The sequence below is a fragment of the Actinomadura miaoliensis genome (assembly GCF_039536785.1).
In the GTDB taxonomy this organism is placed as follows: domain Bacteria; phylum Actinomycetota; class Actinomycetes; order Streptosporangiales; family Streptosporangiaceae; genus Spirillospora; species Spirillospora miaoliensis.
On the sequence record NZ_BAAAZG010000050.1, the window covers coordinates 12,746 to 37,671 of the forward strand.

Genomic DNA, 24,926 nt, shown 5'->3' on the forward strand with positions numbered 1-24,926 from the left:
CGGAAGGGCGGCAGCCATGGCACAGCAGGTACGCGGAGTCGTCGCGCCGGGCAGGGGGGAGCCGGTCCGCATCGAGACGATCACGGTGCCCGACCCGGGGCCGGGCGAGGCCGTGGTGAAGGTGCAGGCGTGCGGGGTGTGCCACACCGACCTGCACTACCGCGAGGGCGGCATCAACGACGAGTTCCCGTTCCTGCTCGGGCACGAGGCCGCCGGGATCGTGGAGTCGGTCGGCGAGGGGGTCACCGAGGTCGAACCGGGCGACTACGTGATCCTCAACTGGCGGGCGGTGTGCGGGCAGTGCCGGGCGTGCCTGCGCGGCCGTCCCTGGTACTGCTTCAACACACACAACGCGAAGCAGAAGATGACCCTGGCCGACGGCACCGAACTGTCGCCCGCGCTGGGCATCGGCGCGTTCGCCGACAAGACGCTGGTGGCGGCCGGGCAGTGCACCAAGGTCGACCCCGCCGCCAAGCCCGCGGCGGCCGGTCTGCTGGGCTGCGGGGTGATGGCCGGCCTCGGCGCCGCGATCAACACCGGCGCGGTCGGCCGCGGCGACTCGGTCGCGGTGATCGGCTGCGGCGGCGTGGGCGCGGCCGCGGTGCTGGGCGCCCGGCTGGCCGGAGCCGCGAAGATCATCGCGATCGACCTGGACGAGCGCAAGCTGACCACCGCCACCTCGCTCGGCGCCACCCACACCGTGCACGCCAAGGACACCGACGTGGTCGAGGCGGTGCGGGAGCTGACCGGCGGGTTCGGCGCCGACGTGGTGATCGACGCGGTGGGCCGTCCGGAGACCTACAGGCAGGCGTTCTACGCCCGCGACCTGGCCGGCACGGTGGTGCTGGTCGGCGTGCCGACGCCCGAGATGACGCTGGAGCTGCCGCTGCTGGACGTGTTCGGCCGCGGCGGCGCGCTCAAGTCGTCCTGGTACGGCGACTGCCTGCCGACCCGCGACTTCCCCATGCTCATCGACCTGTACCTGCAGGGACGGCTGGACCTGGACGCGTTCGTCTCCGAGACGATCCAACTGGACGAGGTCGAGGCGGCGTTCGACAAGATGCACCGCGGCGACGTGCTGCGCTCGGTGGTGGTGCTGTGATGGCCGCGCGCATCGACCACGTCGTCACCTCCGGCACGTTCTCCCTGGACGGCGGGACGTGGGAGGTCGACAACAACGTCTGGATCGTCGGCGACGACGCCGAGGCCATCGTCATCGACGCCGCGCACGACGCCGGCGCCATCGCGGCGGCCGTCGGCGACCGGCGCCTGCTGGCTATCGTGTCCACGCACGGCCACGACGACCACATCGACGCCGCCCCCGCGCTGTCGGCGCGCACCGGCGCGCCCGTGCTGCTGCACCCCGCCGACCTGATGCTGTGGAAGCAGCGCCACCCGGACACCGGCCCCCAGGGCGAGCTGTCGGACGGCCAGAAGATCACGGTCGCCGGGGTGGAGCTGACCGTCCTGCACACGCCGGGGCACAGCCCGGGCGCGGTGTGCCTGTACGCGCCGGACCTCGGCACGGTGTTCTCCGGGGACACGCTGTTCTCCGGCGGCCCGGGCGCGACCGGCCGCTCGTACTCCGACTTCCCCACGATCATCACCTCGATCCGGGAGCGGCTGCTCACGCTGCCGCCGGACACCGTCGTGCGCACCGGGCACGGCGACAGCACGACGATCGGAGCGGAGGCCCCGCATCTGGAGGAGTGGGTGGCCCGGGGGTATTGATCGCCTTTCCCCGGCGGGCCGCCCGCGCCGAACCCGGGACGGCGCCAGGGCGCGCGGCATAGGGTCCCCTGTGGCGGCGGGCCGTCGTGCGCCCGCGGGTTGCCGGTCACCGGGGAGGTGCGATGCGGGCCAGGGCGCCGCAGGCCGTCGTCCTCGCGCTGTGCGCGGTCGTCAGCGGATGCGGGACGGACGCGGAGTCCTCGACACGGGAGCGGGACGTTCCACCGCCCACGGCGGGCAGCGGGCCCGCGGCGTCCCCCACGGTCGCGGCTCCGGCGTTCACCTCGTCGCCCACGTCGTCGGCCACGTCGTCGCCCGCCTGGTCGCCGGCGCCGTCACCGGTGCGGCCGCTCGGCCGCGCGGGCAAGTGGCGCATCACCACCTACTACACCGCCGTGGAGAGCTACCACGGCGGTCGGCGCAAGGCGGTGCGCGGCTGCCCCGAGCTGCGCTGCGACGACGGTGACACGCCGCTCGGGTCGTACCCCGAGGACTTCATCGAGATCATCCAGACGGAGGGCAGCGGCCGGATCACCAGCGGCCCGCACCGGGGCCGGTACCTCAACTGGTCGCACAGCGTCGGGTTCTGGCTGGACGACACCACCCGCGACTCGGCCGGGCGGCCGCTGCGCGCCTGGCGGTCGGCCGCCGCCGACCGGGACGTGCTGGCGCGCGGCCAGCGGTTCGTCGTCACCGACTGCGGCCGGGACGGCGCCGGGCGCCCGGTCGAGGACGAGGTGTGCGAGCGGTTCCGGCGGGCGAGCTGGACGGTCACCGACCTGTTCCGTCCCGGGTACGGCGGCGAGCACCACGCCGACGTCTACATCGGCGAGGAGACCGGCCCGGGATTCGCCCGCTCCGCCCCCTGGTACACCACGCTCCGCGACGCGACGATCCACCTCGCCTAGGCGGCGTCCTCGGCCGGCGCGGTGTCCACCGGGGAGGCGAGGCGGGTGGGCTGGGTGCGGCCGCGCAGGACGGTCTCGCCGTCGACGCGCCAGTGCCGCGCCTCGTCGGGGCCGGCGGCCTCGACCACCGAGCCGGCCGCCAGCACGCGCGCCTCGGTGCCCTTGGCCAGGTCGGTGAGGCGGGCCGCCTCGTTCACCGGGTCGCCGATCACGGTGTACTCGAAGCGCTCCTCGGCGCCGATGTGCCCGGCCACCGCCTCGCCCGCCGACACCCCGACGGCCGCGCTCAGCTCGGGCACGCGGTCGCGCAGCCGTCCGGCCAGTTCGCGGGCGGCGGCGAGGGCCCGGCCGGACGCGCCGTCCAGCGCCAGCGGCGCGCCGAACACCGCCAGCGCGGCGTCGCCCTCGAACTTGTTGATCCAGCCGCCGTGCTCGCCGACCACCTCCACCACGACGGCGAAGAAGTCGTTGAGCAGCTTGACCACCTCGGTCGGCGGGCGGTCGGCGGCCAGCCGGGTGGAGCCGATGATGTCGACGAACAGCACGGCGACCTCGCGCAGCTCGCCGCCGAGGTCGATGCCGCGTTCGAGGGCGACGCGGGCGACGTCCTCGCCGACCTGGCGGCCGAACAGGTCCTGCAGGCGGGCGTGCTCGCGCAGCCCGGCGGCCATGTGGTTGAACCCGGCCTGCAGCAGCCCGACCTCGCTGGCGTCGTAGACGGGGACCTCGACGTCCAGGTCGCCGCGCTGCACCCGGGCCAGGCCGAGCCGCACCGACTCCACCGGGTCGGCGATGGCGCGGGCGGCGCCGTAGGTGACGCCGAGGCCGACGAGCAGGGCGGTGCCGCCGAGCACCAGCACGGCGAAGGCGAAGTCGCGCACGTCGACGTGGCCGAGCACGAACGACCCGACGGCCAGCACGATCAGGCCGAGGATCGGCACGCCGGTGCCGAGGGCCCAGGCCAGCACCGAGCGCGACACCACGCCGGGCAGTCCGGTGCGGCGGGGCGGTCCGGTGCGCAGCGCGGTGGTGACGGCGCGCCGCAGCAGCCGCTCGGTGAGCAGGTAGACCACGGTGCAGGTGGTCAGGCCGCCGAGCAGGCTGGTCAGGCCGAGCTTGACGGCCAGCAGCACCGAGAACGGCAGGTTGATGATCACCCAGCCGACGGTGCCGATGCTCCACAGGGTCAGGTGCAGGGCCATCATGCGCAGCGGTCCGTACAGCAGCAGGAGCCGTTCGCGCTTGTCGGGCTCGCGGTGCTGCTCGACCAGGCGGCGCAGGCGGCGGAAGAAGCGCTCGCCGAGCAGCAGTCCGCCGGGCACGGCCGCGATGACGTAGCAGGTGAACACCAGCAGGTTGATCATCCGCAGCCGGTCCGACACCGCGCCGTCGGGGTTGGGCACGACGATGGTGAACAGCAGCACCACCAGGGCGCCGCCCAGGTTGGCCAGGCCGGTGGAGACGGTGACCAGGATGCGGGCGCGCCGGGCGATCTGGGCCCGGGTGTCGTCGGGGCGGCCGTCGATGCACCGCCACAGCAGGGCGAGGGGACGCCGCCGCGGCCGTGCCGGTGCCGTCCGCGTCTGGTCCGTCTCCATGGGGGTGCAGGGTAGCGGCTTTCCCGTCGCCTCGAAGCGCCGCGGTCCCGCCGCCGGCCGGCCGGACGGGCCGTCGCCGGGGCGCCAGTGCGGCATGGCCCGCGCGAAAGCACCGCCCCACCGGGCGGGCAGGTTTGACCGGCCGGTCAATCAGGGAATGTTAAAAACGGACAAAGATGTCCAAAGTTCCCCCCGGTGGAGGTGGCTGATGGGTAGGTTCGCATGGCAGGACGGGGTCGCCTTCCTGGCGGGTCTCGTCGCACTGGTCGCGCCGGAGCTGTGGGCCGACGACGCGGGCAAGCAGCCGCTGATGGTGCTGGGGGCCCTGCTGGCCCTGGCCGGGCTGTACGCGCTGCTGGGCGCGGGCGGCCCGGCGCCCTGGACCACCACGGCCTTCGCCCTGCTGGTCTTCGTGTCCCCCTGGGCGTTCAGCTTCGCGGGTGAGGGCGCCGCGGCCTGGACGGCGTGGATCGCCGGCGGCATCGCGGCTATCGTCGGCATCTGGGGAGCCACACAGTCGGGAGGCGGCCTGACCCGTACGGGCGGCGGCCGCGCCACGACGGCCTGATCGGACGGTACCGCTCTGTGGTCCCTGGCGCGCGGGCGCCCAGGGGCCACAGCGCCGTGTCAGGGGGGAGGCCGCGGATGAGGGCGGTGAAGAGACGGCGGTCTTCGCGCGACCCGGAGGGCGCGGACGCCCGCACCCGGATCCTGGACGCGGCCGAGGCGCTGTTCGCCGAGCGCGGGTACGACGCCACGTCCACCGCGCGGATCGCGCGCCAGGCCGGGGTGCCCAAGGGCCTGGTGTTCCACTATTTCCCGCAGAAGATCGACGTGCTGGTCGCGCTGGTCGACGAGCGCACGGCGGTGGAGGAGCTGCCCGAGGACGCGGTGGAGGCGCTGCCGGGCGACCCGGCGGGCACGCTGTCGCGGCTGGCGCGGCGGTTCCCGCTGCGCGCCTCTCCCGCCATGCGCCGCATCCTGTTCCGCGAGGCCGACACGCACCGCTCGGTCGGCGAGCGGCTCGGCCGGCTCAACGGCGAGGTGTTCCGGCGGGCCCGGCGGGCGCTGGAGCTGGCGCTGCCCGGCGCGCGCGGCGACCAGGCGCGGCTGGAGGTCGCCGCCGCCACGTTCGCCGCGGTGCTGATCTACCAGGAGAACCTCGCCCAGCTCAGCGGCCAGCACGTGGATCCGGACGCGGTCGCCGAACTCATCGCGCACGCCCTCGGCGCCTGACCGCCGTGCCCGCGCGGGCCGCGGGTCAGGTCTGGATGGGCTCGAGCAGGCGGTGCGGTTCGCGCAGGGCCAGGCTGACGGGGTCGTCGCGGACGTAGCCGCCGGGACCGGGGCGCAGCTCGACCTCCTCGGGCGGGACGGGGCAGGCGCACTCGGGGCAGGTGCCGTCGATGGCGAGCCGGGCGCCGCATCCGGCGTGGAAGTACAGGCGGGCCGGCCCGCAGTCGTCGAAGTGCCGTTCTCCCCAGCGGGCGAGCGTGTGCACGACCGGCCACAGCTCCTTGCCCATCTCGGTGATGACGTACTCGTGGCCCGCCTTCTCCAGCAGCCCGGACTCCACGAGCGACTGCAGCCGTTGCGACAGCACCGCGCGCGGGATGTCCAGGCGGGCCAGGAAGTCGCTGAACCGGCGCACCCCGTACAGGGCGTCCCGGATGATCAGCATGGTCCAGCGTTCGCCCACCACCTCCAGCGCGCGCGCCATCGAGCAGTCCTGGCGGGCGTAGTCCTTGCCGAGTGCCATGCAGGCCACAGTACCCGCGTTGGGGGTTCATTCACTGAACCAGATCGTGCTAACGTCGCCGCACGGCCATTTTGGTTCGTTGAATGAACTTGGAGTGTCATGACGTCCCACGCCCCCGCCACCCCGGCGCCCTCCCGCGCGGGCGGCCGGGCCGACGGGCCCACCGCCGCGCTGGTGGTGCCCGCCGCGGCCACGCTGCTCGCGCTGATGAACTACACCGCGCCGCTGACCACGCTGGTCGACACCGCGGCCGGGCTGCGCGCGGGCCCGACGGCGCAGATCTGGATCATGAGTTCGATCAGCCTGGGCCTCGCCGCCGTGCTGCTGGCGGTCGGCGGGCTGGCCGACGACCACGGCCGCAGGCGCGTGTTCACCGGCGGCGCCGTGCTGCTGGCGGTGGCCAGCGCCGCCTGCGCCCTGGCGCCGAACGCGACGTGGTTCGTCGCGGGCAGGATCGTGCAGGGCGCGGCCAGCGCGGCGCTGCTCGCCGGCGGCCTGGGCATCATCGGCCACGCCTTCACCGGTCCGGCCCGGGCCCGCGCCACCGGGGTGTGGGGCGCCATGCTCGGCCTGGGCATCGCGCTCGGCCCGCTGGCGACCGCGGCACTGACCGCCCTGGTCGACTGGCGGCTGTGGTACTGGGCCTGCCTGGTGGCCGCCGTCCCGCTGGCGGTCGCGGCGGCGCGATCGCTGCCGGAGTCGCGCGCCGAGCGTCCGCGCGGCCTGGACCTGCCCGGCGTGGTCACGATGAGCGGCGGGGTCGCGGCGCTGCTCACCGCGATCACCCTGGGCCGCACCGGCTGGACGCGTCCGGCGGTGGCGGTGCTGCTGGTCACCGCCGTCGTGCTGCTGGGCGCGTTCGTCGTCGTCGAGGCGCGCCGCCGCGAGCCCATGCTGCACCTCGGGCTGCTGCGGCGGCCGCTGTTCGTGGTGGCGACCGTCGGGGCCCTGGTCACCGGGCTGGCCGTGATCGGGGTGATGAGCTACCTGGGCACCCTGCTGGACCTGGCCTACGGGCTCACCCCCGTGACCGTCTCGTTGCTGCTGTCGATCTGGTCGGGCCTGTCGTTCGTGGCGGCGCTGCAGGCGCGGCGGCTGACGGCCCGCGTGGCGCCGCGGGTGCTGCTGGCGTCCGGGCTGGTGCTCAGCGCGGTGGGCGAGGTCGCGATGCTGGGCCTGGCGCCGGGCGGCCACTGGTGGCGGCTGGTGCCCGGCCTGGCGGTGGCCGGCGTCGGCAGCGGGCTGGCCAACGCGATGCTGGCGCGGCTGGCCGTGGAGAGCGTTCCCGCCGACCGGGCGAGCATGGGGTCGGGCGCCAACAACACCGCCCGCTACGTCGGCGCCTCGCTGGGCGTCGCCATGGTCGTCGCGATCGCCACGGGCGGGGACCACTCGCTGGACTCGCTCGCCCACGGCACCAACATCGCGCTGGTGATCTCGGCGGTGCTGGCGGTCGGCGGCGCGGTGCTGGCCGTGGTCGTCCGCGAGCGCCGTGCGCCGCGGGCGCGATGACACGGCACGCGCCTAGGCGAGCTGTTCGATGAACTCGGTGAGCTGGGCGAGGTTGCGGCACTCGTACATGGGGACGACCGCGCCGTAGCGGGAGGCGGCCGAGTCGCCGGTGTCCCACTGGGCGCGCGGCTCGGGGTTGAGCCAGTACGCGTGCCGCGCCCGCTCCGCCAGCCCGCGCAGCACGGGCAGGGACAGCTCGCCGTAGTTGGAGCGGGCGTCACCGAGGATCAGCAGCGCGGTGCGGGGGCCGACCGCGTCGCCGTAGCGTTCCTCGAACACCTTCAGGGCGTGCCCGTAGTTGCTGCGGCCGGTGATCCAGACCAGGTCGGCCTCCCGGGCCATGCGGGTCATCGCGTCCACCACGTCGGCGCCCGGCGCGAAGTACTTGGTGATCTCGTCGGTGCCGTCGATGAACGCGAACGCCCGCACCTTGCTGAACTGCTCGCGCAGCGCGAACGTCAGCAGCAGCGTGAAGTGCGCGAACGCCGACACCGAGTCGCTGGCGTCGCACAGGATGACCAGCTCGGGGCGGTGCGGGCGGCGGGGCCGGTGCCGGGTGGTCAGCGGCACTCCCCCGGTGGCCAGCGACGCGCGGACGGTGCGGCGGAAGTCGAGCCGTCCGCGCCGGTCCATGCGCTGCTTCTGGGCCAGGCGGGTGGCCAGGCGCCGGGCCAGCGGGTGGACCTGGCGGCGCAGCGCGGCCAGGTCGGCGCGGCCGGCGCGGCCGAAGTCCAGTTGTTCCAGCGGCGGCCGCACCGACAGGCGGGCGGTGCGCTCGACGCCGGTGTCCTCGGCGATGCGGCGGCGGACCTCGGCGCCGACCAGGTCGCGGAACCGGTCGATGCGGTCGCCGAAGGTGCGCCGGGCGACCTGCTCGGCCATGCCGCCCCGGTCCCGGCCGGTGAGCACGGCGTTGAGCAGCCGCGCCATCAGCGTCTCGGGCGACATCGCGCGCAGCACGCCGGAGGAGAACCACGACTCCTGGCCGGGGGTGCGGCCGTACTCGGCGACGGCCTCGCGCGCGAACCGCCGCAGCCCCGCGTCGTCGCCGGTCAGCAGCAGGTCGAACAGGTCCTCACGGCGCCGCTGGACCTGCGGGTCCAGGGCGGGCGGCACGCGGCGGGCGCCGGGCTCGCGGGGCTCGGCCGGACGCGGCGGGGCCGTGGCGCCGTCACCGAGCGCGGGCGGGAACCACAGGTCGAACAGCAGGTCGAAGGCGGGCCGGTGCGCCGGGCGCTTGACCAGCGTGGCGGCGTAGGCGGCGCGCAGCGCCTCCCGGTCGGCCAGGTCGACCAGCCCGGTGGCGCGCACGGCGTCCAGGCCCTCGGCCACCGACACCGGCAGCCCGGCCTCGCGCAGCGCCGCCACGAACCGGGTGTGCCGGTCCAGCAGCGAACGCGCCATCGCCGTCAGCCCCCCAGGCCCAGTTCCTTGACGGCGCGTTCCTGGTCGGACACGTGCTTGAGGACGACGCCGAGGGTGCGCGCCACGGCGGCGTCGTCCAGTTCGTCCAGGCCGAGGGCGAGCAGGGTGCGGGCCCAGTCGACGGTCTCGGCGATGGACGGCGCCTTCTTGATCTCCAGGGCGCGCAGCGCGGCCACGGTCCGCACCAGCTGCTCGGCCAGCCGTTCCCGCACGCCCGGCACCTGGGCCAGGACGATCTGGCGTTCGCGTTCCGGCGCCGGGTAGTCCAGGTGCAGGTAGAGGCAGCGCCGTTTGAGGGCCTCCGACAGCTCCCGGGCGGCGTTGGAGGTGATCACCACGAAGGGGCGGCGGACGGCGGTGACGGTGCCGAGTTCGGGGATGGTCACCTGGAAGTCCGACAGCACCTCCAGCAGCAGGCCCTCGACCTCCACGTCGGCCTTGTCGGCCTCGTCGATCAGCAGCACCGTGGGGCCGTCGCGGCGGATCGCCGCCAGCAGCGGCCGCTCCAGCAGGAACTCCTCGGTGAAGATGTCGTCGTGCGTCTCGCGCCAGGCGCGGTCGGCGGGCGCGGCCTGGATCGCCAGCAGCTGCTTCTTGTAGTTGAACTCGTACAGGGCGCGGGCCTCGTCCAGGCCCTCGTAGCACTGCAGGCGGATCAGCTCGGCGCCGGTGGCGGCGGCGACGGCCTTGGCCAGCTGCGTCTTGCCGACGCCCGCCGGGCCCTCCACCAGCAGGGGCTTGCCGAGCTCCTGCGCCAGGTAGACGGTGGTGGCGATCGCGTCGTCGGCGAGGTAGCCGGTGCCGGCCAGCCGCTCGGCCACGTCGGCGGGCGAGCCGAACGCCCGGCCGCCGCCGGTGTCCGGCGCGGTGTCGAGTGTCATCCCTTGGCCTTCGTGTAGGTCTGGTTGGTGCCGGCGAACACCAGCTTGCGCCCGTCCTGGTCGAGCCGGACGCCCCAGTACGTGCCGGACTGCGGGTCGCCGCCCTGCCAGGAGAACCGGAACGTGCCGCCGCCCTCGGGGATGGCCTGCCCGCTCCACAGCGTCTGCTCGCCGCGCTTCCAGGCGCCGGTGCCGTCGGCCTTGAAGACGAAGTAGTCCTTGGCCGGTCCGACCCAGCGGCCGACCAGCGGCCGGACCTGCCCGGGCGGCACCTTCGGCACGGGGGCCAGGCGGGTCGCCGTCGCGGTGCCGCCGGCGTGCGCGCCGTCCTCCCCGTCGCCGCCGCAGGCGGTGAGGGCGAGCGCGGTCGCGGCGGCCAGACCCGCCAGGGGGACGGTCGAGCGAGCCCGGACTCTCACGGGGACCTCCGGAAGATCTCGAGAGGTCGGCAGTTTACCGGCTGGTAGCGTCGCGCCGGGCGTCACTCCCGGGGGGTAGGCGGCGTCTGGCACCCACGGGTGACGCGGTGCGGGCGTCCGGCCTCGTATAACCGGAGCATGACGACTTCTCGCCCGCCGCGCGGCGCGCCGGCCGCCGCCGGTCCGCCGCACGCCGCCGGTCTGCCGCACGTCGGCCTGCCCGGCGCCGGTCTGCCCCGCGACGACCTGGCCGCGGCGCTGGCGGCCCGCCGCGAGCTCGGCCCCGACTACGACGCCGCCTTCGCCGAGACGGTCGTGGACCGCGTCGAGCAGGCCCTCGACGCCCGGCTGGGACCCCGCCCCGCCGGATACGCGGCCGGACGGGCGGCGCGCCCGGCCGACGGGCCGGGCATCGCGCTGGTCGTGGTGTCCCTGCTGGCCGCGATCCCGCTGAGCGCGATCGGGGTGGTCAACGCGGGACTGCCCGGCCTGCTGATCGTGTGGGCGGCGATCGTCCTGATCAATCTCGCGCACGCGCTGCGCCCCCGTCCCTGAGCCCCCGTTCCCCGAGCCCGCGCCGCCCGAGCCCGCGGCCCGGGGCCGCCGAGGGGCGCGGCGTGCCGCGAGGGGGTCGGCACGCCGCGCGGCGGCGATGGATCACTTACCGGGTTCGGGATCGCGGGGCAGGCCGAGCATGCGCTCGGCGATGATGTTGAGCTGCACCTCGGTCGTCCCGCCATAGATGGTCATGGCGCGGCTGAACAGCATGGCCCGCCCCACGATGCCGCTTTCGGCCAGCGGCACCTCGGTGGTGGCCGCGGGGCCCTGCGCCTCCCAGCAGTAGTCGGCGACCTGCTGGTTGAACTGCACGCCCAGCAGCTTGCGCACGCTGGACTCGGCGCCCGGCTCGACCCCGTTGAGCTGCTTGAGGGTGGCGCGCAGGCCGAGCAGGTCGATCGACTGGCCCTGCGCGACCAGCCCGCCGACCTCGGCGAGGGCGACCGGGTCCAGGTCCCGGCCGTCGAAGAACTTCAGCAGCTCGGGCACGCCCATGCCCAGGCCGCCGCCGGTCGACAGCGACACCCGCTCGTTGCTGAGGGTGTTGCGGGCGACCTGCCAGCCCTTGTCGACCTCGCCGACCACGCACTCGTCGGGGACGAACACCTCGTCCAGGAACACCTCGTTGAACATGGCGTCGCCGGTGAGCTCGCGCAGCGGCCGCACGTCCACGCCCTCGGACTTCATGTCGACCAGGAAGTAGGTGATGCCGTCGTGCTTGGGCGCGTCCGGGTTGGTGCGGGCCAGGCAGAAGCCCCACTGCGCGTGCTGCGCCACCGACGTCCAGATCTTCTGGCCGGTCAGCCGCCAGCCGCCCTCGACGCGCTCGGCCCGCATCGACAGCGACGCCAGGTCGGACCCGGCGCCCGGCTCGCTGAACAGCTGGCACCACACCAGCTCGCCGCGCAGCGTGGGGCGCAGGAAGCGCTCCTTCTGCTCCTCGGTGCCGTAGGCCACCAGCGACGGCACCAGCCACGCGCCGATCACCAGGTTCGGCGGCTTGACGCCGGCGCGGCGCAGCTCCTGCTGGATGAGGATCTGCTCGACCGGTCCCGCGCCCCGGCCCCAGGGGCGGGGCAGGTGCGGGGCGGTCCAGCCCTCGTCGCCCATGCGGCGGTTGCGCTCGTCCTTGTCGGTGACGGCGGCCAGCTCGGCGACCTCGGCGCGGACGCGTTCGCGCAGCGGCCGGGTCTCGTCGTCCAGCTCCAGCTCGACGGGACGGCGCCCCCCGGCCAGGGCGCGTTCGGCTACGACGGCGGCCCACCGCTTGGCCGGGCCCGCCAGCGTCCGCAGCGTCAGGGCGCGGCGCAGGTAGACGTGCGCGTCGTGCTCCCAGGTGAAGCCGATCCCGCCGAGGATCTGGATGGCGTCGCGGGCGGCCTGCACACCGGCGTCCAGCGCGATGACGCCGGTGACGGCGGCGGCGAACCCGGCCTCCTCGGCCCCCTCGTCCAGGGCGCGGGCGCCGTCCCAGACGGCGGCGCGGGCCTGCTCCAGGGCGATCAGCATGCGGGCGGCCTTGTGCTTGACGCCCTGGAACTGCCCGATCGGGCGGCCGAACTGCTCGCGCACCTTGGCGTACTCGGCGGCGGTGGTGACGCACCAGGACGCGGCGCCGGCCGCCTCGGCGCCCAGCAGCACGGCGGCCAGGTCGCGCACGTGCCCGCCGGTCAGGCCGTCCAGCACCCGGTCGGCGGGCACGGACACGCCGTCCGCCTCGACCCTGGCGACCCGGCGGACGCGGTCGATGCTGGGCAGCGGCGTGACGGCCAGCGCGGCGGCGTCCACCGCGACCCACTCCTCGGCGCCGTCGGCGCGCACCGGCAGGACGATCACGTCGGCGAGCGCGGCGCCCAGCACGGGCTCGGCGGCGCCGGTGACCACCAGCGCGTCGCCGTCGCGGCTGCCGGTCAGCTCCCCGGCCAGCGCCAGCGCGGCCGTGCGGGAACCGCCGGCCAGGCCGGGCAGCAGCTCGCCGCGGGCCTTGGCGTTGCTGGAGGCGTTGATCGCGGCGGCCGCCAGCACGGTCGGCAGGAACGGGCCGGGCGCGGCGGCGCGGCCCAGTTCCTCCAGGACGACCGCCAGCTCCAGCAGCCCGTACCCCTGCCCGCCGTGCTCCTCGGGGATGTGCAGGCCCAGCAGGCCCTGCTCGGCCAGGGCCGGCCAGAACCCGGGCCTGGTCTCCTCGTCGGCTTCCAACGCGGCGCGTACCACCGCCTGCGGGACGGCGCGTTCGGCGAACCCGCGCACCGACTCGGCGAGTGCCTCATGCTCTTCGGTCAGCCCGATGGCCATGCGTCACCTTCTCTCGGAGCCCTGCTGACTCCGATTCTAGAACACGATTCGGATCTTGCGGATCGGTTCTAGTGGACGTCCGTCGCCTCCTGCGGCCGCCCGTCCGCGGACTCCGCCGCCTCGTCCCCGGTGGCCGCTTCGTCCTTCCGGCCCTCGCCGCGGCGCCCGGCCATCAGGCTGGCCACGGTGGTGATCGCCAGGGTGGAGCCGATGACCGTCAGGGACAGCCAGATCGAGATGTCGGGCGCCCAGTGCACGCCGTACTCGTGCAGCGCGTGCAGGATCAGCTTGACGCCGATGAACCCGAGGATGAACGCCAGCCCGTAGGAGAGGTAGACCAGCCGGTCGGCCAGGCCGCCGATGAGGAAGTACAGCTGCACCAGGCCCATCAGAGCGAAGGCGTTGGCGGTGAACACCAGGTACGGCTCGGTGGTCAGCCCGAAGATCGCCGGGATGGAGTCCACCGCGAACAGCACGTCGGTGGACCCGATCGCGATCATGACGATGAACAGCGGGGTGAACATGCGGCGGCCGTCGCGGCGGGTCAGCATCCGGTCGCCCTCGTACTCGTCGGTGGTGGGCACCACCCGCTTGGCCCAGCGCAGCAGCGCGTTCTCCTTGACCTCCTCCTCGTCGTCGCCCCGGACCAGGCCGATCGCGGTCCACAGCAGGAAGGCGCCGAACAGGAAGAAGACCCAGGTGAAGTTGTTGAGCGCGGCGGTGCCGAGGGCGATGAAGATGCCGCGCAGAATCAGCGCGATGACGACCCCGGCCATCAGGACGGTGTGCTGGGCGTGCCGGGGCACGGCGAACCTGGTGAGGATCACCATGAACACGAACAGGTTGTCGACGCTGAGACTCTTCTCGGTGACGAACCCGCCGAAGTACTCACCGGCGTACCGGCCGCCGGCGAAGAACCACACGGCCACGCCGAACAGCACGGCCAGGCTGATGTAGAAGACGGACCAGAAGGCGGCCCGGCGGGTGGTGAACTCCTTGTTCTCCCCGCGGTTGATCAGGAACAGATCGATGACGATGATCGCGGACAGCCCGACCACGGTCAGGATCCACACCCATGGCGCGACGTTCAACGCAGTACTCCTCCGGCGTGCGCGACGTCATGACGGCAGCGCGTACCGTCACGCGTCGGTCCTGGGGTGCGGGGCCCTCCCCCGCACCAGGGCATAACTCAACGCCGGAGGTCTCTCCCGCCCGCCTACGGAGCGGACCGCGGGTCCCGGGTCGGCGCCATTGCCGGCCGTGCTGACGGAAGCCCGCGCGCAGGGATACTCCCCTCCACTACCGGCTTCAACGCAGGCCCCACCGGGGCGGTTCCCACTCAGTCCAACTTTTTCGAGAAAAATCTGAACTCGTCCGCCGCGGGGAGCGTCAAAGGGTGTGCCGGGACTGTGCGAGACGGGTGTAGACGCCCGCGAGCTGGTCGACGGCGTCGTCCTCGGTCGGCAGCGACGTGGCGCGCTGCGCGGCGGCCGCGCCCAGCCGCACGGCGAGCGCCGGGTCGTCCAGCACCCGGCCCACGGCCCGTTCCAGCGCGGCCGCGTCCTGCGGCGGCACCAGGATCGCCGCCTCGCCCTGCCCCTCGGACGGCCCGCCGCCGACCATCACGGGGATGCCGCCGACGCGCGTGGCGACCAGGGGACGCCCGGCCCGCAGGATCTCCTGGACGATCAGCGGCTGGCCCTCCCACACGCTCGGCACCACCGCCACGTCGGCCGCCGCCAGCAGCGCCGGGACGTCGGACCGCCGTCCCAGCAGCCGCACCGGCAGGTCCTCGGCCTCGATCCGCGCACGCAGCTCGTCCTCCAGCGGACCGGCGCCCACGATCGCCACCAGCGGCGGCGGGGTGCGGCGCGCCCAGCCGGCGGCCGCGTCCAGCAGCGTCGGCAGGCCCTTCTGCTCGGCCAGCCGCCCGACCGTGACGACCAGCGGCCGTTCCTCCACCCCCAGCTCGGCGCGCAGCTCGGTGCGCACCTCCGGCCCCGGACGCCTCCTCGGCGCGGGCGCGGGCACCAGCGCGTGCTCGACGTGGCGCGCCCCGAGCGCACGCATGCGCTCCTCCAGGTCCGGCGACACGCCCAGCACCATCGCCGCGCCCTTGGCGACGACGCGTTCCAGCGCCCCGTACACCGCGGCCGTCTTCCCGCCCGCGATGACGGCGTTGTGCAGGGTCACGACGACGGGCGGCCCGCCCTGCGCGAACCGCAGCGGCCCCGGGGTGACGCGCGCGCACGCCGCCACGGCCAGGCCGCCCGCCCGCAGCCCGTGCGCGTGCACGACGTCGGCGTCGCGCAGCAGCGTGCGCAGCCGCGCCACGGCACGCGCGTCGTTGACCGGGCGCGGCCGGTCGGCGATGTCGACGGCGGCGAACCGCGCCCCGACCCGGCCGAACCGGAACTGCTCCTCGGTCGAGGGCGGCCCGCACACCGCGACGCGGGCGCCGCGCTCCACCAGCCCGGCGGCCACGGACCGCACATGCCGTCCCACGCCGCCCGCGCTGGTGGCCAGCACCAGCGCCACCCGCATCCCGTCCACCTTCTCGGCACCCATCTCGTCAGTCATCCTCGCGTGACCCTCCGGCTGAGGACGGCCCGCAGGTCCCGGCCGTCGACCACGAACGCGATCATCATGAACACCACTCCCGCGGCGGCCGCGGCCGGCACCGCGACGCCGACACTCCACAACTGCCCGCCCGCGCCGAGCAGCGCGGCCACGGCGTATCCGGCGGCGCCGCCGCCGGCGCCCCCGGCCACCCCGGCGGCCAGCGCGCGCGGCACACCCCGCACCGCCGCCCGCCCCCGGGCCCTCAGCAGCACGCCCAGCAGCAACGCCCCCGCCACGGTCATCCCGACCGTGTTGCCCAGTCCGAGCGCCGCCACCACCCACTGCCGTTCCACGACCACCACCAACGCCACGTCCGCGGCCATCACCAGCCCCCACCCGGTGACGGTCGCCAACGCGCCGACCCTGCCGCGGCGGCAGGCGAACAGCACCCGCCCCAGGTGCGCCACCAGCCCGTACCCCAGCAGCCCTGGGGCGAAGGCCAGCACCGCCCGGGCCAGCACCTCCTGCTGGTCGGCGCGGCCGGGGTTGAACACCACGGACGCGGGCAGCGCCACGGCCGCCAGCACGGCCGCGCCCGCGCACGACACCAGCACCACCGCACGCGTGGTGGAGGCGGTGATGCGGTCGAACTCCTCGCGTTCACCGTCGTGCGCCCGTGCCGACAGCCTGGGGAACGCGCTGGTGGCGATCGGCACCGCGAGGATCGCCCAGGGCAGCAGGTAGATGGCCCAGGCGTACTGGTAGTTCGCCAGGGCGCCACCGGTGCCCCGGTAGCTCAGCGTCACGACCAGCAGCGCCGACAGCTGCTGCGCCACCACCGTCGCCAGGCCCGCCACCGCCAGCCGCCGCACCTGCGGCGCGACCCCCTCGGGGAACCGCAGCGTGGGACGCAGGCCGAGCCGCAACCGCCACACGGCGAACCCGGCGGTCGCGGCCATCGCCACGCCGCCGCACGCGGTGCCGACCGCCAGCGTCAGCTCCGCTGACGCCGGAAGACGCGCCAGGTCGTTCTCGTAGCCGCGGCCCAGTGGCGCGTACACCAGGTACGCGCCGATCACCACGAGGCTCGACATCAGCGGCGCCAGCGCGGGCGCGACGAACCGCTTGTGCGACTGCAGCACCCCGTACAGCACCACCGCCAGCCCGTACATCACCATCTGCGACGACATGATCGCCAGCATGTCGCCGCCGACCGCGATGACCCCGGCGCGCGAGCAGCCCTCCAGGTCGCCCCGGACCAGCAGGTGCATGATCGGGCGGGAGAGCAACGCGAGCGCCAGCGACAGCGGCACCATCGTCAGCACGATCCAGGTGACCAGGGCCGAGGCGATGCGGCGCACCCGCTCGTGGTCGCCGCGTTCGGCGGGGCCCGCCAGCACCGGCACCACCATGCTGGCCAGCGCCCCGCCCGCGACGATCTCGTACACGATGCTGGGCAGCTGGGTGGAGGTGAAGTACGCCTGGCTCAGGCAGGACGTGGTGACGGTCTGGGAGAAGGCGTAGGTGCGGCCGAACCCCGCCAGCCGCGACAGCACGGTGATGACACCGATGACGACGGCGGCGCCCGCCAGGCCGCCGGTGAGGCGGCGCAGTGGTGAGGTCACGGTGTCCGGTGCCAGTGGGGTCTGTGTCACGTCTGTCCGGGGAGCGCCCGGGGGGTGCGGTGGGTGCGTGGGCGCGCGGGGTCGTCGTCGGGTGTCGAGGCGGGGGTGCCGTCACGTCCGGGCGGGACGGCGGCGGTGCGGGTCAGGGCGCCGGGTCGGCGGTGTGCTCGGAGTCGGCGGGACCGGGCTGGGCGGGCACCGAGGCGCCGGCCTGCGGGCCCGCGGCCGGGGGCGCGACGGGACGGCGGCCGAGCATGTCGAGCCAGTTCAGCGCCGGCGTCCGCTGGATGACCTTGGTGAAGCTGACGAACTCGCTGGCGGCGTTGAGCCCGGCCACCCCGGCCAGCACGGCCAGGCGGGGACCGCGGCCCAGGCGGGTGGCGGCCAGGCCGAGCAGGGCGCCCAGCGCGTTGGCGCCGGTGTCGCCGAGCATGGCGCGCTCCCCCAGGTCCTCGGGCAGCAGCGCGACGGCGGCGCCCAGCGGCGCGGCCACCACCGCGCGCGACCCGGTCATCGCCAGCGGCGTGCCGGTGAGCAGGCCGACCTTGATGGCGCGGCCGGGACGCAGGTCGAACAGGTTCATCAGGTTGGCGCTACCGGCGACGAGCGCGCCGTTGACGACGGTGTCGAACGCGCGTCCGGTGCGGGTCGGCGCGGGCGAGCCCGCCACCGCGGCGGCGGCCAGGCCGGTGGCGCCGATGCCGAGGATCTTCACCGCGCCGCTGGTGACCTCGCCGCGCGCCAGCGCGCCCAGGTGCCCCTTGAACCCCCGCGAGGACGTCGTGCCCGCCACGTCGTCGTAGCCGCCGAGCACACCGGAGGCGGTGCCCGCCAGCAGGGCCGCGGCGCGCATCCGGCCGCCGAGCCCGGGGGTGAGCAGCCCGCCGGCGGCGGCGCCCGCCACGAACGCGGGGCCCTCCAGCAGGGTGACCGGCTCGCCGCGGTGGTTGGTGCGGCCCCACACCTCGTCTCCGGGCTTTCCGTTGAGCCCCGGGGGCCGCCGCGTCGCGGCCGCGTACGCGGCGCGCGCGGCGACAGCGCCCAGCGCCGCGACGGCCAGGACGCGGGCCGCCGTGCTGCTCGTCCCGCCCGGCGCGGGCCGTGTCATCCGTGTCATGGCAGTGGGGGTCATCTCAGTGGAGGTCATAGGGGCTCACCCGTTCCTCACCCGCTCTTGCTCGCGGTGGGCACCGGGGAGGGCAGGTAGCCGCTCACGCCCGACCCGGTGCCGTACTGGCCGGACGTGCCGGCGATCTCGTTCTGCAGCGCCAGCACCGCCACCACCCGGCCGGAGGAGGTGTCGACCATGTCGGTCGCCGACACCTGCTTGCGGACGTCGGAGTCGCGCAGCGCCGCGATCAGCCCGCCCTCCTGGGCGGAGGTGGACGGCCCGCCGACCACGACGCCGCGGCCCGCGCCGTCCAGCGCCGCCGCCAGCGACAGCAGCGCCCGGTTGTCGATCTCGCCGCCCTCGTACTGGTACGGGGTGGACGGCGCGATCATGACGGCGAGGGTGGCGTGCTGGCCGGGCCGGCCGGTGGAGGTCAGGTACCCGGCCTGCCGGAACCCGTTGAGCACGGCGCCGCCCTCGGCGTCCTCGCGGCCGCTGCGCGCGGTGTCGCGGGTGACCAGCGCGCTGGCCAGCACGGCGCCCGCGCGGTCGTAGGGGCCGCCGCCGTCGGGCAGCGTCACGCCCTCGGGCCGCAGCTGGCCGGCCAGCTCGTCGACGGTGCCGACCTGGTCGTCGTCCAGGAACTTCTTCTGGATGGTGACCCGGCCGGTGACGGTGGCGCCCGCCGTCTTGGCCAGCTCGCTGAGCTGCTCGATGCTGTCGTTGCTGGCGCCGGGCGTCTCGACGAACACCACCGACTGGCCCTTGAGCCGGTCGACGACCAGGTCGGCGCCGAGCGTCTTGGCGAACTGCTCCTCGCCGTCGCGCTGGGCCTCCAGCTGGCGCTGCTCCTGGCGCAGCTGCTGGCTGTTGCGGGCCGCGTCGCTCGCCTGCTTCTTCAGCTCGGCGGTCACCGACTGCGACAGCGTGGTCGAGCCCAGGATGATGCCGAGCGCCAGCGCCAGGAACACGGCGACGATGGAGACGAGGTGGTAGCGGAAATCGATCACGTGAACAGTCCGGTCAGCCAGAAGAGGAACGCGTGCCAGCGGTCGGCCAGCAGGGGACGGATGATCTCCCCGGCCGGCGACATGATCACGGCGGTGGTCATGGCGATGAACGCGCCGAGCACCAGGAACAGCAGCGAGGAGGTGGAGATGCGGCTGCGGTACAGGCGGCTGACGCCCTTGGCGTCCACCAGCTTGCTGCCCAGCCGCAGCCGGGTCAGGAACGTGCTGGCCATCCCGGCGCGGCCCTTGTCGAGGAACTCCACCATGTTGGCGTGCGTGCCGACCGCCACGATCAGCGAGGCGCCCTTCTCGTCGGCCAGCAGCATGGCGATGTCCTCGCTGGTGGCCGTGGCGGGGAACACGACCGCGTCGCGGCCGAGCTCGTTGACCCGCTTGAGGCCGGGCGCCCGGCCGTCCCGGTAGGCGTGCACGACGATCTCGGCGCCGCACGTCAGCGCCTCGTCGGACACCGAGTCCATGTCCCCGACGATCATGTCGGGCCGGTAGCCGGCCTCCAGCAGCGCGTCGGCGCCGCCGTCCACCCCGATCAGCACCGGGCGGTACTCGCGGATGTAGGGACGCAGCGTGGCGATGTCCTCGCGGTAGTGGTAGCCGCGCACCACGACCAGCGCGTGCCGGCCCTCGATCGGGGTCTTGACGTCGGGCACGCCGACCCCGTCGATGAGCAGGTCGCGTTCGCGCCGCATGTACTCCATGGTGTTGGCGGCGAACGCCTCGAGCTGGTGCGCCAGGCCCGTCTTGGCCTCGGCCAGCGCGGCCTCGACGGTCTCGCCGGTCTGCACCGTGCCCTTGGCGACCACCTCGGCGCCGCGGTACACCTCCGCGTCGTCCACCCGCACCCGGTCGCCCTCGCGCAGCCGGGAGAAGATCTCCGGGCCGACGTCGTCGAGCAGCGGGATCCCGGCCTCCACCAGGATCTGCGGCCCCATGTTGGGGTAGCGGCCGGAGATGCTGGGCGCCACGTTGACGACCGCGGCCACCCCGCACGACACCAGCGCCTCGGCGCTGACCCGGTCGAGGTCGACGTGGTCGATGACGGCGATCTCGCCGGGCTGCAGCCGCTTGGTCAGATTCTTGGTGCGGCGGTCGAGCCGGGCGACGCCGCCGACCCCGGGCCGGTCGTCCTCGCGGCCGCGGCCCAGGGCGAGCACGCGCCGCGGCAGCCGCTGGGACAGCCGGACGCGACGCTCGGTGGTCGGAGAGTCGTTCATCGCATGACATCCTGCCAGAGCACTTGAACCGACACCTGTAACGACAAGCGCCCGGCCGTGTCGGTTCGTTCACCGTCCGCGTTCACCGTCGCGTTCGCGCGCCGCACCGCCGACGTCCGCCGGGGCGTCGCGCGGGCCTGCCCGTGTGCGAGCCGCACACGCGACGCGCCGCCCGGTAAGGCGCTGCGGCACGTGACCGGCATGCCCGTGTCCACTGGGCAGACTACTCGATCAACGCGGCCGTTCCGCGCGGATCACCTACGGACAACCCATGAAATACCGAACGACACGCATAGAACGATGCATGTTCCGCCGGAACGGTGCCGTCCGCGAGTGTCCCGGACGAACCACAACGCACGGTGCGTCGGGGCGCCGTTCAGCGCTCCTGGGCGGCCATCTGCAGGAGCTCCTCGGCGTGCGCCCGGCCCAGCTCGGAGTCCTCCAGCCCGGCCAGCATGCGCGACAGCTCCCGCACGCGGCCCTCGCGGTCCAGGACGGTGACGCCGCTGCGGGTGACCGACCCGTCGTCGGACTTCTCCACCAGCAGGTGCTGGTCGGCGAACGCGGCGACCTGCGGCAGGTGCGTCACCACGATCACCTGGGCGTTGCGGGCCAGCCGGGCCAGCCGCCGCCCGATCTCCACCGCGGCCTTGCCGCCCACGCCCGCGTCCACCTCGTCGAACACGAAGGTCGGCACCGGATCGGCGCCGGCGAACACCACCTCGATCGCCAGCATCACCCGCGACAGCTCGCCGCCCGAGGCGCCCTTGTGCAGCGGCAGCGCCGGGGCGCCCGGGTGCGGGGCCAGCCGCACCTCCACCTCGTCGGCCCCGTACGGCCCGTACTCGCCGGTCGGGGTGACGGCGACCTGGACGCGGGCGTGCGGCATGGCCAGGGCGGTCAGCTCCTCGGTGACCGCCTGGGAGAACCGCTCGGCGGCGCGCGTGCGCACCGCCGTCAGCTCGGCCGCCTCGGCGGCCAGCCGCTCCGACAGCTCGGCGTGCTCGGCGCGCAGCTCCTCGATGCGCTGGTCGTCGCCCTCCAGCTCGGTCAGCCGCGCCGCCGACCGCCGCGCCCACTCCAGCACCTCGTCCAGGGTCTGGCCGTACTTGCGGGTCAGCGCGGTCAGCTCGGCGCGCCGTTCCTGCACGGCGGCCAGCCGCGCCGGGTCGGCCTCCACCGAGTCGCCGTAGGCGGCCAGCTCGGTGCCCACGTCCGCCACCAGGTACCCGGCCTCGGCCAGCCGGTCGGCCAGCCCGGCCAGGGCCGGGTCGTGGTCGCGCACCGCCTCCAGCGCGTGCCGAGCCTGCCCGAGCAGGCCGACCACGTTGGCCGCCTCGATCACCGCGGCCGGGTCGCCCAGCAGCGCCTCGTGCGCGGCGGTGGCGGCGCCGCGCAGCGCGTCGGCGTGCGCCAGCCGCTCCTCCTCGGCGGCCAGCTCGACGTCCTCGCCCGGCTTGGGGTCGACCTTCTCGATCTCCTCCAGGCCGAAGCGCAGCACCTCCGCCTCGTTGGCGCGTTCGCGGGCCTGGGTGGTCAGCTCCTCCAGCAGCGCACCGACCTGGCGGTGCCGCTGGTAGGCGGCGGTGTAGGCGCGCAGCGGCTTGGTCAGCGCCGAGCCCGCGTAGCGGTCGAGCGCGGCGCGCTGCCGCCCGGCCTGCAGCAGCCGCTGCTGGTCGGACTGGCCGTGCACGGCCACCAGGTCGTCGGCCAGGTTGATCAGCATGCTGACCGGCACGGACCGGCCGCCCAGGTGCGCCCGTGACCGGCCCTCGGCCGACACCGAACGGCTGATGATCAGCACGCCGTCGTCGAGCTCGCCGCCGGCCTCCTCCACCCGGTCCACCACCCGGCCGCCGGGGTCTACGACGATCCGGCCCTCGATGGTGGCGCGGCCCGCGCCCGGCCGCACCCGCTGCGGGTCGGCGCGCCCGCCGAACAGCAGGCCCAGGCTGGTGACCACCATGGTCTTGCCCGCCCCGGTCTCTCCGGTGACGACGTTGAACCCCGGGGACAGATCGAGCACGGCGTCGTCGATCACGCCGAGGCCCTGGATCCGCACCTCATCGACCATCGGACGCACCAGCGTCACAACCCCTCGCATCCACAGATCCCGGTTTCGGAGCCTCGCCGGTGAGAGTAGCGGGCGCCGCGAACCGCACGCTCCGCGAGCACGCGGAGTCCTCTCACATTACTTTTCCGCCTCTTCGTCCGCGTCCTGCGTCGTCCGTCCGGTATCGGGGCCGGGCGGCGCGGTCCGGTCGCGCGCGTCCGGCGGAGGCGCGGCGCGCATCCGGGTCAGCTCGGTGCCCATGTCGGTGCCGAGGCCGGTCTCGGCGGGGAGGGCGGTGTCGGCGGGGAGGGCGGGCTGGTGGGGGCGGCCGCGCCAGCCGGTGACCGGCAGCCCGAACTTGGTGACCAGCCGGTTGGTGAACGGGGTCAGGTGCAGGCGCGCCAGCCGGACCGGCGCCGCGCCCCGGCGGACCTCCACGCGGGCGCCCGGCGGCAGCCCCACCGTGCGGCGTCCGTCGCACCACAGCACCGCCCGCGGCGTGTCCGGCAGCACCTCCACCGCCACCACCGAGCGGGGCGAGACGACCAGCGGCCGGGCGAACAGGGCGTGCGCGCTGATCGGGACGACCAGCATCGCCTCGACCTCCGGCCACACCACCGGGCCGCCCGCGGAGAAGGCGTAGGCGGTGGACCCGGTGGGCGTGGCGCACACCACACCGTCGCAGCCCCAGTGCGACAGCGGCCGCCCGTCGATCTCGGTGACGACCTCCAGCATCCGCTCCCGCTCGGCCTTCTCGACGGTGGCCTCGTTGAGCGCCCAGGTGACGTCGGTCACCGTGCCGTTGCGGCGCACGACCACGTCGATGGTCATGCGCTCCTCGACGTCGTAGCGGCGGGTGACGACCCGGTCGACGGTGTTGGTCAGGTCCTCGCGTTCGGCCTCGGCCAGGAACCCCACGTGGCCGAGGTTGACGCCCAGCAGCGGCGTCCCCGCCTCGCGGGCCAGGTCGGCGGCGCGCAGCAGCGTCCCGTCGCCGCCGAGCACGATCACCACCTCGGCGTCCTCGGCCGCCGCGGCGGTGCGCGGCATGACCTGCACGCCGACGCAGCCGATGTCCTCGGCCTCGCCGTCCAGCACCCGCACCGCGATCCCGGCCTCGCTGAGCCGGGTGATGACCAGCTGGGCGCTGCGGACCGCCTCCGGCCGCCCGGTGTGCGCCACCACCAGCACCGATCTCTTGCTCAAACGCCCTCCCCGGGTCGCGTCACCGCGCCGCGGCCGCCTTCGCCCGCGCCACCTGCCTTGCCCGCGTCGCCCCAGTTTGCCGCTATTTCGCCCCTCCTCGCGGCCTTTCCCGCGTTCCTCCGGTTCCACGCCCGATAGCACGAGATCCCGCCCGGACGCGCCCGGGCGTGCCGTGCCGCGCACCGTGTCGCGTCCTCGCGCGGGCGGGGAGCACGCACGATCACTGCGGCCCCTCCGCGATCGCCTTCTCCAGGGCGGCCTCGTCCAGCGGGGGCTCCCCGGCGCGCAGCCACAGGAAGTACTCCACGTTCCCCGACGGGCCCGGCAGCGGGCTGGCGACGACGCCCGCGACGCCCAGCCCCAGCTCGGCGGCGTGCCCGGCGACGTCCCGGACCGCCTCGGCGCGCAGCGCCGGGTCGCGCACCACCCCGCCCGCGCCGACGCGCTCCTTGCCCACCTCGAACTGCGGCTTCACCATCAGCGCGTAGTCGGCGCCGGGCGCCACGCAGCGCTTGATCGGCTCCAGCACCAGCCGCAGCGAGATGAACGACAGGTCGCCCACCACCAGGTCGGGCGGCGGGACGTCCGGCGCGCCCAGCATCTCGGGGGTCAGGTTGCGGATGTTCACCTGCTCCAGGACGGTGACGCGGTCGTCGGTGCGCAGCGACCAGGCCAGCTGCCCGTACCCGACGTCCACCGCGTACACGTGCGCCGCGCCCGCCCGCAGCAGCACGTCGGTGAACCCGCCCGTTGACGCGCCCGCGTCCAGGCAGTGGCGCCCCTCCACCTTCAGCCCGGAGAACGCCGCCAGCGCCCCCGCCAGCTTGTGCCCGCCGCGCGAGACGTACTCGGGACCGGCGTCGGCGGTGTCCACCACCACCGCGGCGGCGAGATCGACCTGCGTGGCCGCCTTCCCGGCGACCCGTCCACCGACCCGCACCCGCCCCTCGGCGATGAGCTGACCGGCGTGCTCGCGCGACCGCGCCGCCGCGCGGCGCACCAGCGCGGCGTCCAGCGCGGCCCGCGCGGTCTCCACGCGCA

General features: G+C 74.8%; 21 protein-coding genes and 1 pseudogene. 7 read left to right on the plus strand and 15 right to left on the minus strand.

Annotated features, from left to right (window positions below):
* Nucleotides 1-16 precede the first annotated feature (16 nt).
* The 3 genes from ABD811_RS31840 (at nt 17) to ABD811_RS31850 (ending at nt 2,639) form a co-directional block, all read left to right on the plus strand.
* Complete coding sequence (locus ABD811_RS31840) at nt 17-1,102, plus strand: S-(hydroxymethyl)mycothiol dehydrogenase (RefSeq protein WP_344955185.1); 1,086 nt, start codon at nt 17-19, stop codon at nt 1,100-1,102.
* The gene (locus ABD811_RS31845) at nt 1,102-1,731 is read left to right on the plus strand and encodes an MBL fold metallo-hydrolase (RefSeq protein WP_425549482.1); all 630 of its coding nucleotides are present in this window, start codon (nt 1,102-1,104) and stop codon (nt 1,729-1,731) included. The genes ABD811_RS31840 and ABD811_RS31845 overlap by 1 nt, the downstream gene beginning before the upstream one ends.
* A 122-nt stretch (nt 1,732-1,853) precedes the next feature.
* Nucleotides 1,854-2,639: a hypothetical protein gene (locus ABD811_RS31850; protein ID WP_344955189.1), complete on the plus strand. Its 786-nt coding sequence runs from the start codon at nt 1,854-1,856 to the stop codon at nt 2,637-2,639.
* Here the strand turns inward: ABD811_RS31850 and ABD811_RS31855 are convergent.
* Nucleotides 2,636-4,237: an adenylate/guanylate cyclase domain-containing protein gene (locus ABD811_RS31855; protein ID WP_344955191.1), complete on the minus strand. Its 1,602-nt coding sequence runs from the start codon at nt 4,235-4,237 to the stop codon at nt 2,636-2,638. The genes ABD811_RS31850 and ABD811_RS31855 overlap by 4 nt on opposite strands.
* Nucleotides 4,238-4,445: 208 nt before the next feature.
* Here ABD811_RS31855 and ABD811_RS31860 point away from each other — a divergent pair, with 208 nt between their 5' ends.
* Nucleotides 4,446-4,805, plus strand: coding sequence for an SPW repeat protein (locus ABD811_RS31860; protein WP_344955193.1), 360 nt, complete (start codon nt 4,446-4,448; stop codon nt 4,803-4,805).
* Nucleotides 4,806-4,882: 77 nt separating this feature from the next.
* Nucleotides 4,883-5,473, plus strand: a complete 591-nt coding sequence (locus tag ABD811_RS31865) for a TetR/AcrR family transcriptional regulator (protein ID WP_344955195.1) — start codon at nt 4,883-4,885, stop codon at nt 5,471-5,473.
* A gap of 25 nt (nt 5,474-5,498) precedes the next feature.
* Here ABD811_RS31865 and ABD811_RS31870 read toward each other — a convergent pair whose 3' ends face one another.
* Nucleotides 5,499-5,996 carry a winged helix-turn-helix transcriptional regulator gene (locus ABD811_RS31870; RefSeq protein ID WP_344955197.1) on the minus strand — a complete coding sequence of 166 codons (498 nt, stop codon included), beginning with the start codon at nt 5,994-5,996 and terminating at the stop codon, nt 5,499-5,501.
* Between the two features lie 99 nt (nt 5,997-6,095).
* Here ABD811_RS31870 and ABD811_RS31875 point away from each other — a divergent pair, with 99 nt between their 5' ends.
* Nucleotides 6,096-7,508 carry an MFS transporter gene (locus ABD811_RS31875; protein WP_344955199.1) on the plus strand — a complete coding sequence of 471 codons (1,413 nt, stop codon included), beginning with the start codon at nt 6,096-6,098 and terminating at the stop codon, nt 7,506-7,508.
* 12 nt (nt 7,509-7,520) lie between these two features.
* On the opposite strand, the gene ABD811_RS31880 is transcribed toward ABD811_RS31875, so the two are convergent.
* The 3 genes from ABD811_RS31880 to ABD811_RS31890 are packed head-to-tail and all read right to left on the minus strand — an operon-like array spanning nt 7,521 to nt 10,233.
* Complete coding sequence (locus ABD811_RS31880; protein WP_344955201.1) at nt 7,521-8,912, minus strand: vWA domain-containing protein; 1,392 nt, start codon at nt 8,910-8,912, stop codon at nt 7,521-7,523.
* 5 nt (nt 8,913-8,917) lie between these two features.
* Nucleotides 8,918-9,814, minus strand: a complete 897-nt coding sequence (locus ABD811_RS31885; RefSeq protein ID WP_344955203.1) for an AAA family ATPase — start codon at nt 9,812-9,814, stop codon at nt 8,918-8,920.
* Nucleotides 9,811-10,233 (minus strand): hypothetical protein, encoded by a 423-nt coding sequence (locus tag ABD811_RS31890; RefSeq protein WP_344955204.1) that lies wholly within the window; start codon nt 10,231-10,233, stop codon nt 9,811-9,813. The genes ABD811_RS31885 and ABD811_RS31890 overlap by 4 nt, the downstream gene beginning before the upstream one ends.
* A 138-nt stretch (nt 10,234-10,371) precedes the next feature.
* Here ABD811_RS31890 and ABD811_RS31895 point away from each other — a divergent pair, with 138 nt between their 5' ends.
* Nucleotides 10,372-10,788 carry a hypothetical protein gene (locus ABD811_RS31895; protein ID WP_344955206.1) on the plus strand — a complete coding sequence of 139 codons (417 nt, stop codon included), beginning with the start codon at nt 10,372-10,374 and terminating at the stop codon, nt 10,786-10,788.
* A gap of 102 nt (nt 10,789-10,890) precedes the next feature.
* Here the strand turns inward: ABD811_RS31895 and ABD811_RS31900 are convergent, their stop codons facing one another.
* The 10 genes and pseudogenes from ABD811_RS31900 to ABD811_RS31945 all read right to left on the minus strand — a co-directional run bounded on the left by ABD811_RS31900 (nt 10,891) and on the right by ABD811_RS31945 (nt 24,921).
* A complete protein-coding gene (locus ABD811_RS31900; RefSeq protein ID WP_344955208.1) occupies nt 10,891-13,086 on the minus strand; it encodes an acyl-CoA dehydrogenase family protein in 2,196 nt (731 codons plus the stop codon).
* Nucleotides 13,087-13,154: 68 nt separating this feature from the next.
* Complete coding sequence (locus ABD811_RS31905) at nt 13,155-14,177, minus strand: TerC family protein (protein WP_344955210.1); 1,023 nt, start codon at nt 14,175-14,177, stop codon at nt 13,155-13,157.
* 298 nt (nt 14,178-14,475) lie between these two features.
* Entirely contained in the window at nt 14,476-15,666 is a 1,191-nt protein-coding gene (locus tag ABD811_RS31910; RefSeq protein WP_344955212.1) for a glycosyltransferase, read from the minus strand.
* Nucleotides 15,663-17,303 (minus strand): murein biosynthesis integral membrane protein MurJ, encoded by a 1,641-nt coding sequence (murJ, locus tag ABD811_RS31915; RefSeq protein WP_344955214.1) that lies wholly within the window; start codon nt 17,301-17,303, stop codon nt 15,663-15,665. Before murJ ends, ABD811_RS31910 begins: the two co-directional genes overlap by 4 nt.
* 112 nt (nt 17,304-17,415) lie before the next feature.
* Nucleotides 17,416-18,381 (minus strand): hypothetical protein, encoded by a 966-nt coding sequence (locus tag ABD811_RS31920; protein WP_344955216.1) that lies wholly within the window; start codon nt 18,379-18,381, stop codon nt 17,416-17,418.
* Nucleotides 18,382-18,437: 56 nt separating this feature from the next.
* Nucleotides 18,438-19,394 carry a copper transporter gene (locus ABD811_RS31925; RefSeq protein ID WP_344955218.1) on the minus strand — a complete coding sequence of 319 codons (957 nt, stop codon included), beginning with the start codon at nt 19,392-19,394 and terminating at the stop codon, nt 18,438-18,440.
* Complete coding sequence (gene steA / locus ABD811_RS31930; RefSeq protein WP_344955220.1) at nt 19,391-20,626, minus strand: putative cytokinetic ring protein SteA; 1,236 nt, start codon at nt 20,624-20,626, stop codon at nt 19,391-19,393. Before steA ends, ABD811_RS31925 begins: the two co-directional genes overlap by 4 nt.
* A 376-nt stretch (nt 20,627-21,002) precedes the next feature.
* A complete protein-coding gene (gene recN, locus ABD811_RS31935; protein WP_344955222.1) occupies nt 21,003-22,700 on the minus strand; it encodes a DNA repair protein RecN in 1,698 nt (565 codons plus the stop codon).
* 303 nt (nt 22,701-23,003) lie between these two features.
* Nucleotides 23,004-23,885, minus strand: a pseudogene (locus ABD811_RS31940) (NAD kinase); the annotation flags it as partial.
* A gap of 220 nt (nt 23,886-24,105) precedes the next feature.
* Entirely contained in the window at nt 24,106-24,921 is an 816-nt protein-coding gene (locus ABD811_RS31945; protein ID WP_344955224.1) for a TlyA family RNA methyltransferase, read from the minus strand.
* Between the last annotated feature and the right edge of the window lie 5 nt (nt 24,922-24,926).

Coding starts and splice junctions, on each gene's coding strand:
- ABD811_RS31840 (WP_344955185.1), top strand. CDS start 17: ATGGCACAGCAGGTACGCGGAGTCGTCGCGCCGGGCAGGGGGGAGCCG.
- ABD811_RS31845 (WP_425549482.1), top strand. CDS start 1,102: ATGGCCGCGCGCATCGACCACGTCGTCACCTCCGGCACGTTCTCCCTG.
- ABD811_RS31850 (WP_344955189.1), top strand. CDS start 1,854: ATGCGGGCCAGGGCGCCGCAGGCCGTCGTCCTCGCGCTGTGCGCGGTC.
- ABD811_RS31855 (WP_344955191.1), bottom strand. CDS start 4,237: ATGGAGACGGACCAGACGCGGACGGCACCGGCACGGCCGCGGCGGCGT.
- ABD811_RS31860 (WP_344955193.1), top strand. CDS start 4,446: ATGGGTAGGTTCGCATGGCAGGACGGGGTCGCCTTCCTGGCGGGTCTC.
- ABD811_RS31865 (WP_344955195.1), top strand. CDS start 4,883: ATGAGGGCGGTGAAGAGACGGCGGTCTTCGCGCGACCCGGAGGGCGCG.
- ABD811_RS31870 (WP_344955197.1), bottom strand. CDS start 5,996: ATGGCACTCGGCAAGGACTACGCCCGCCAGGACTGCTCGATGGCGCGC.
- ABD811_RS31875 (WP_344955199.1), top strand. CDS start 6,096: ATGACGTCCCACGCCCCCGCCACCCCGGCGCCCTCCCGCGCGGGCGGC.
- ABD811_RS31880 (WP_344955201.1), bottom strand. CDS start 8,912: ATGGCGCGTTCGCTGCTGGACCGGCACACCCGGTTCGTGGCGGCGCTG.
- ABD811_RS31885 (WP_344955203.1), bottom strand. CDS start 9,814: ATGACACTCGACACCGCGCCGGACACCGGCGGCGGCCGGGCGTTCGGC.
- ABD811_RS31895 (WP_344955206.1), top strand. CDS start 10,372: ATGACGACTTCTCGCCCGCCGCGCGGCGCGCCGGCCGCCGCCGGTCCG.
- ABD811_RS31900 (WP_344955208.1), bottom strand. CDS start 13,086: ATGGCCATCGGGCTGACCGAAGAGCATGAGGCACTCGCCGAGTCGGTG.
- ABD811_RS31910 (WP_344955212.1), bottom strand. CDS start 15,666: ATGACTGACGAGATGGGTGCCGAGAAGGTGGACGGGATGCGGGTGGCG.
- ABD811_RS31920 (WP_344955216.1), bottom strand. CDS start 18,381: ATGACACGGCCCGCGCCGGGCGGGACGAGCAGCACGGCGGCCCGCGTC.
- steA (WP_344955220.1), bottom strand. CDS start 20,626: ATGAACGACTCTCCGACCACCGAGCGTCGCGTCCGGCTGTCCCAGCGG.
- recN (WP_344955222.1), bottom strand. CDS start 22,700: ATGGTCGATGAGGTGCGGATCCAGGGCCTCGGCGTGATCGACGACGCC.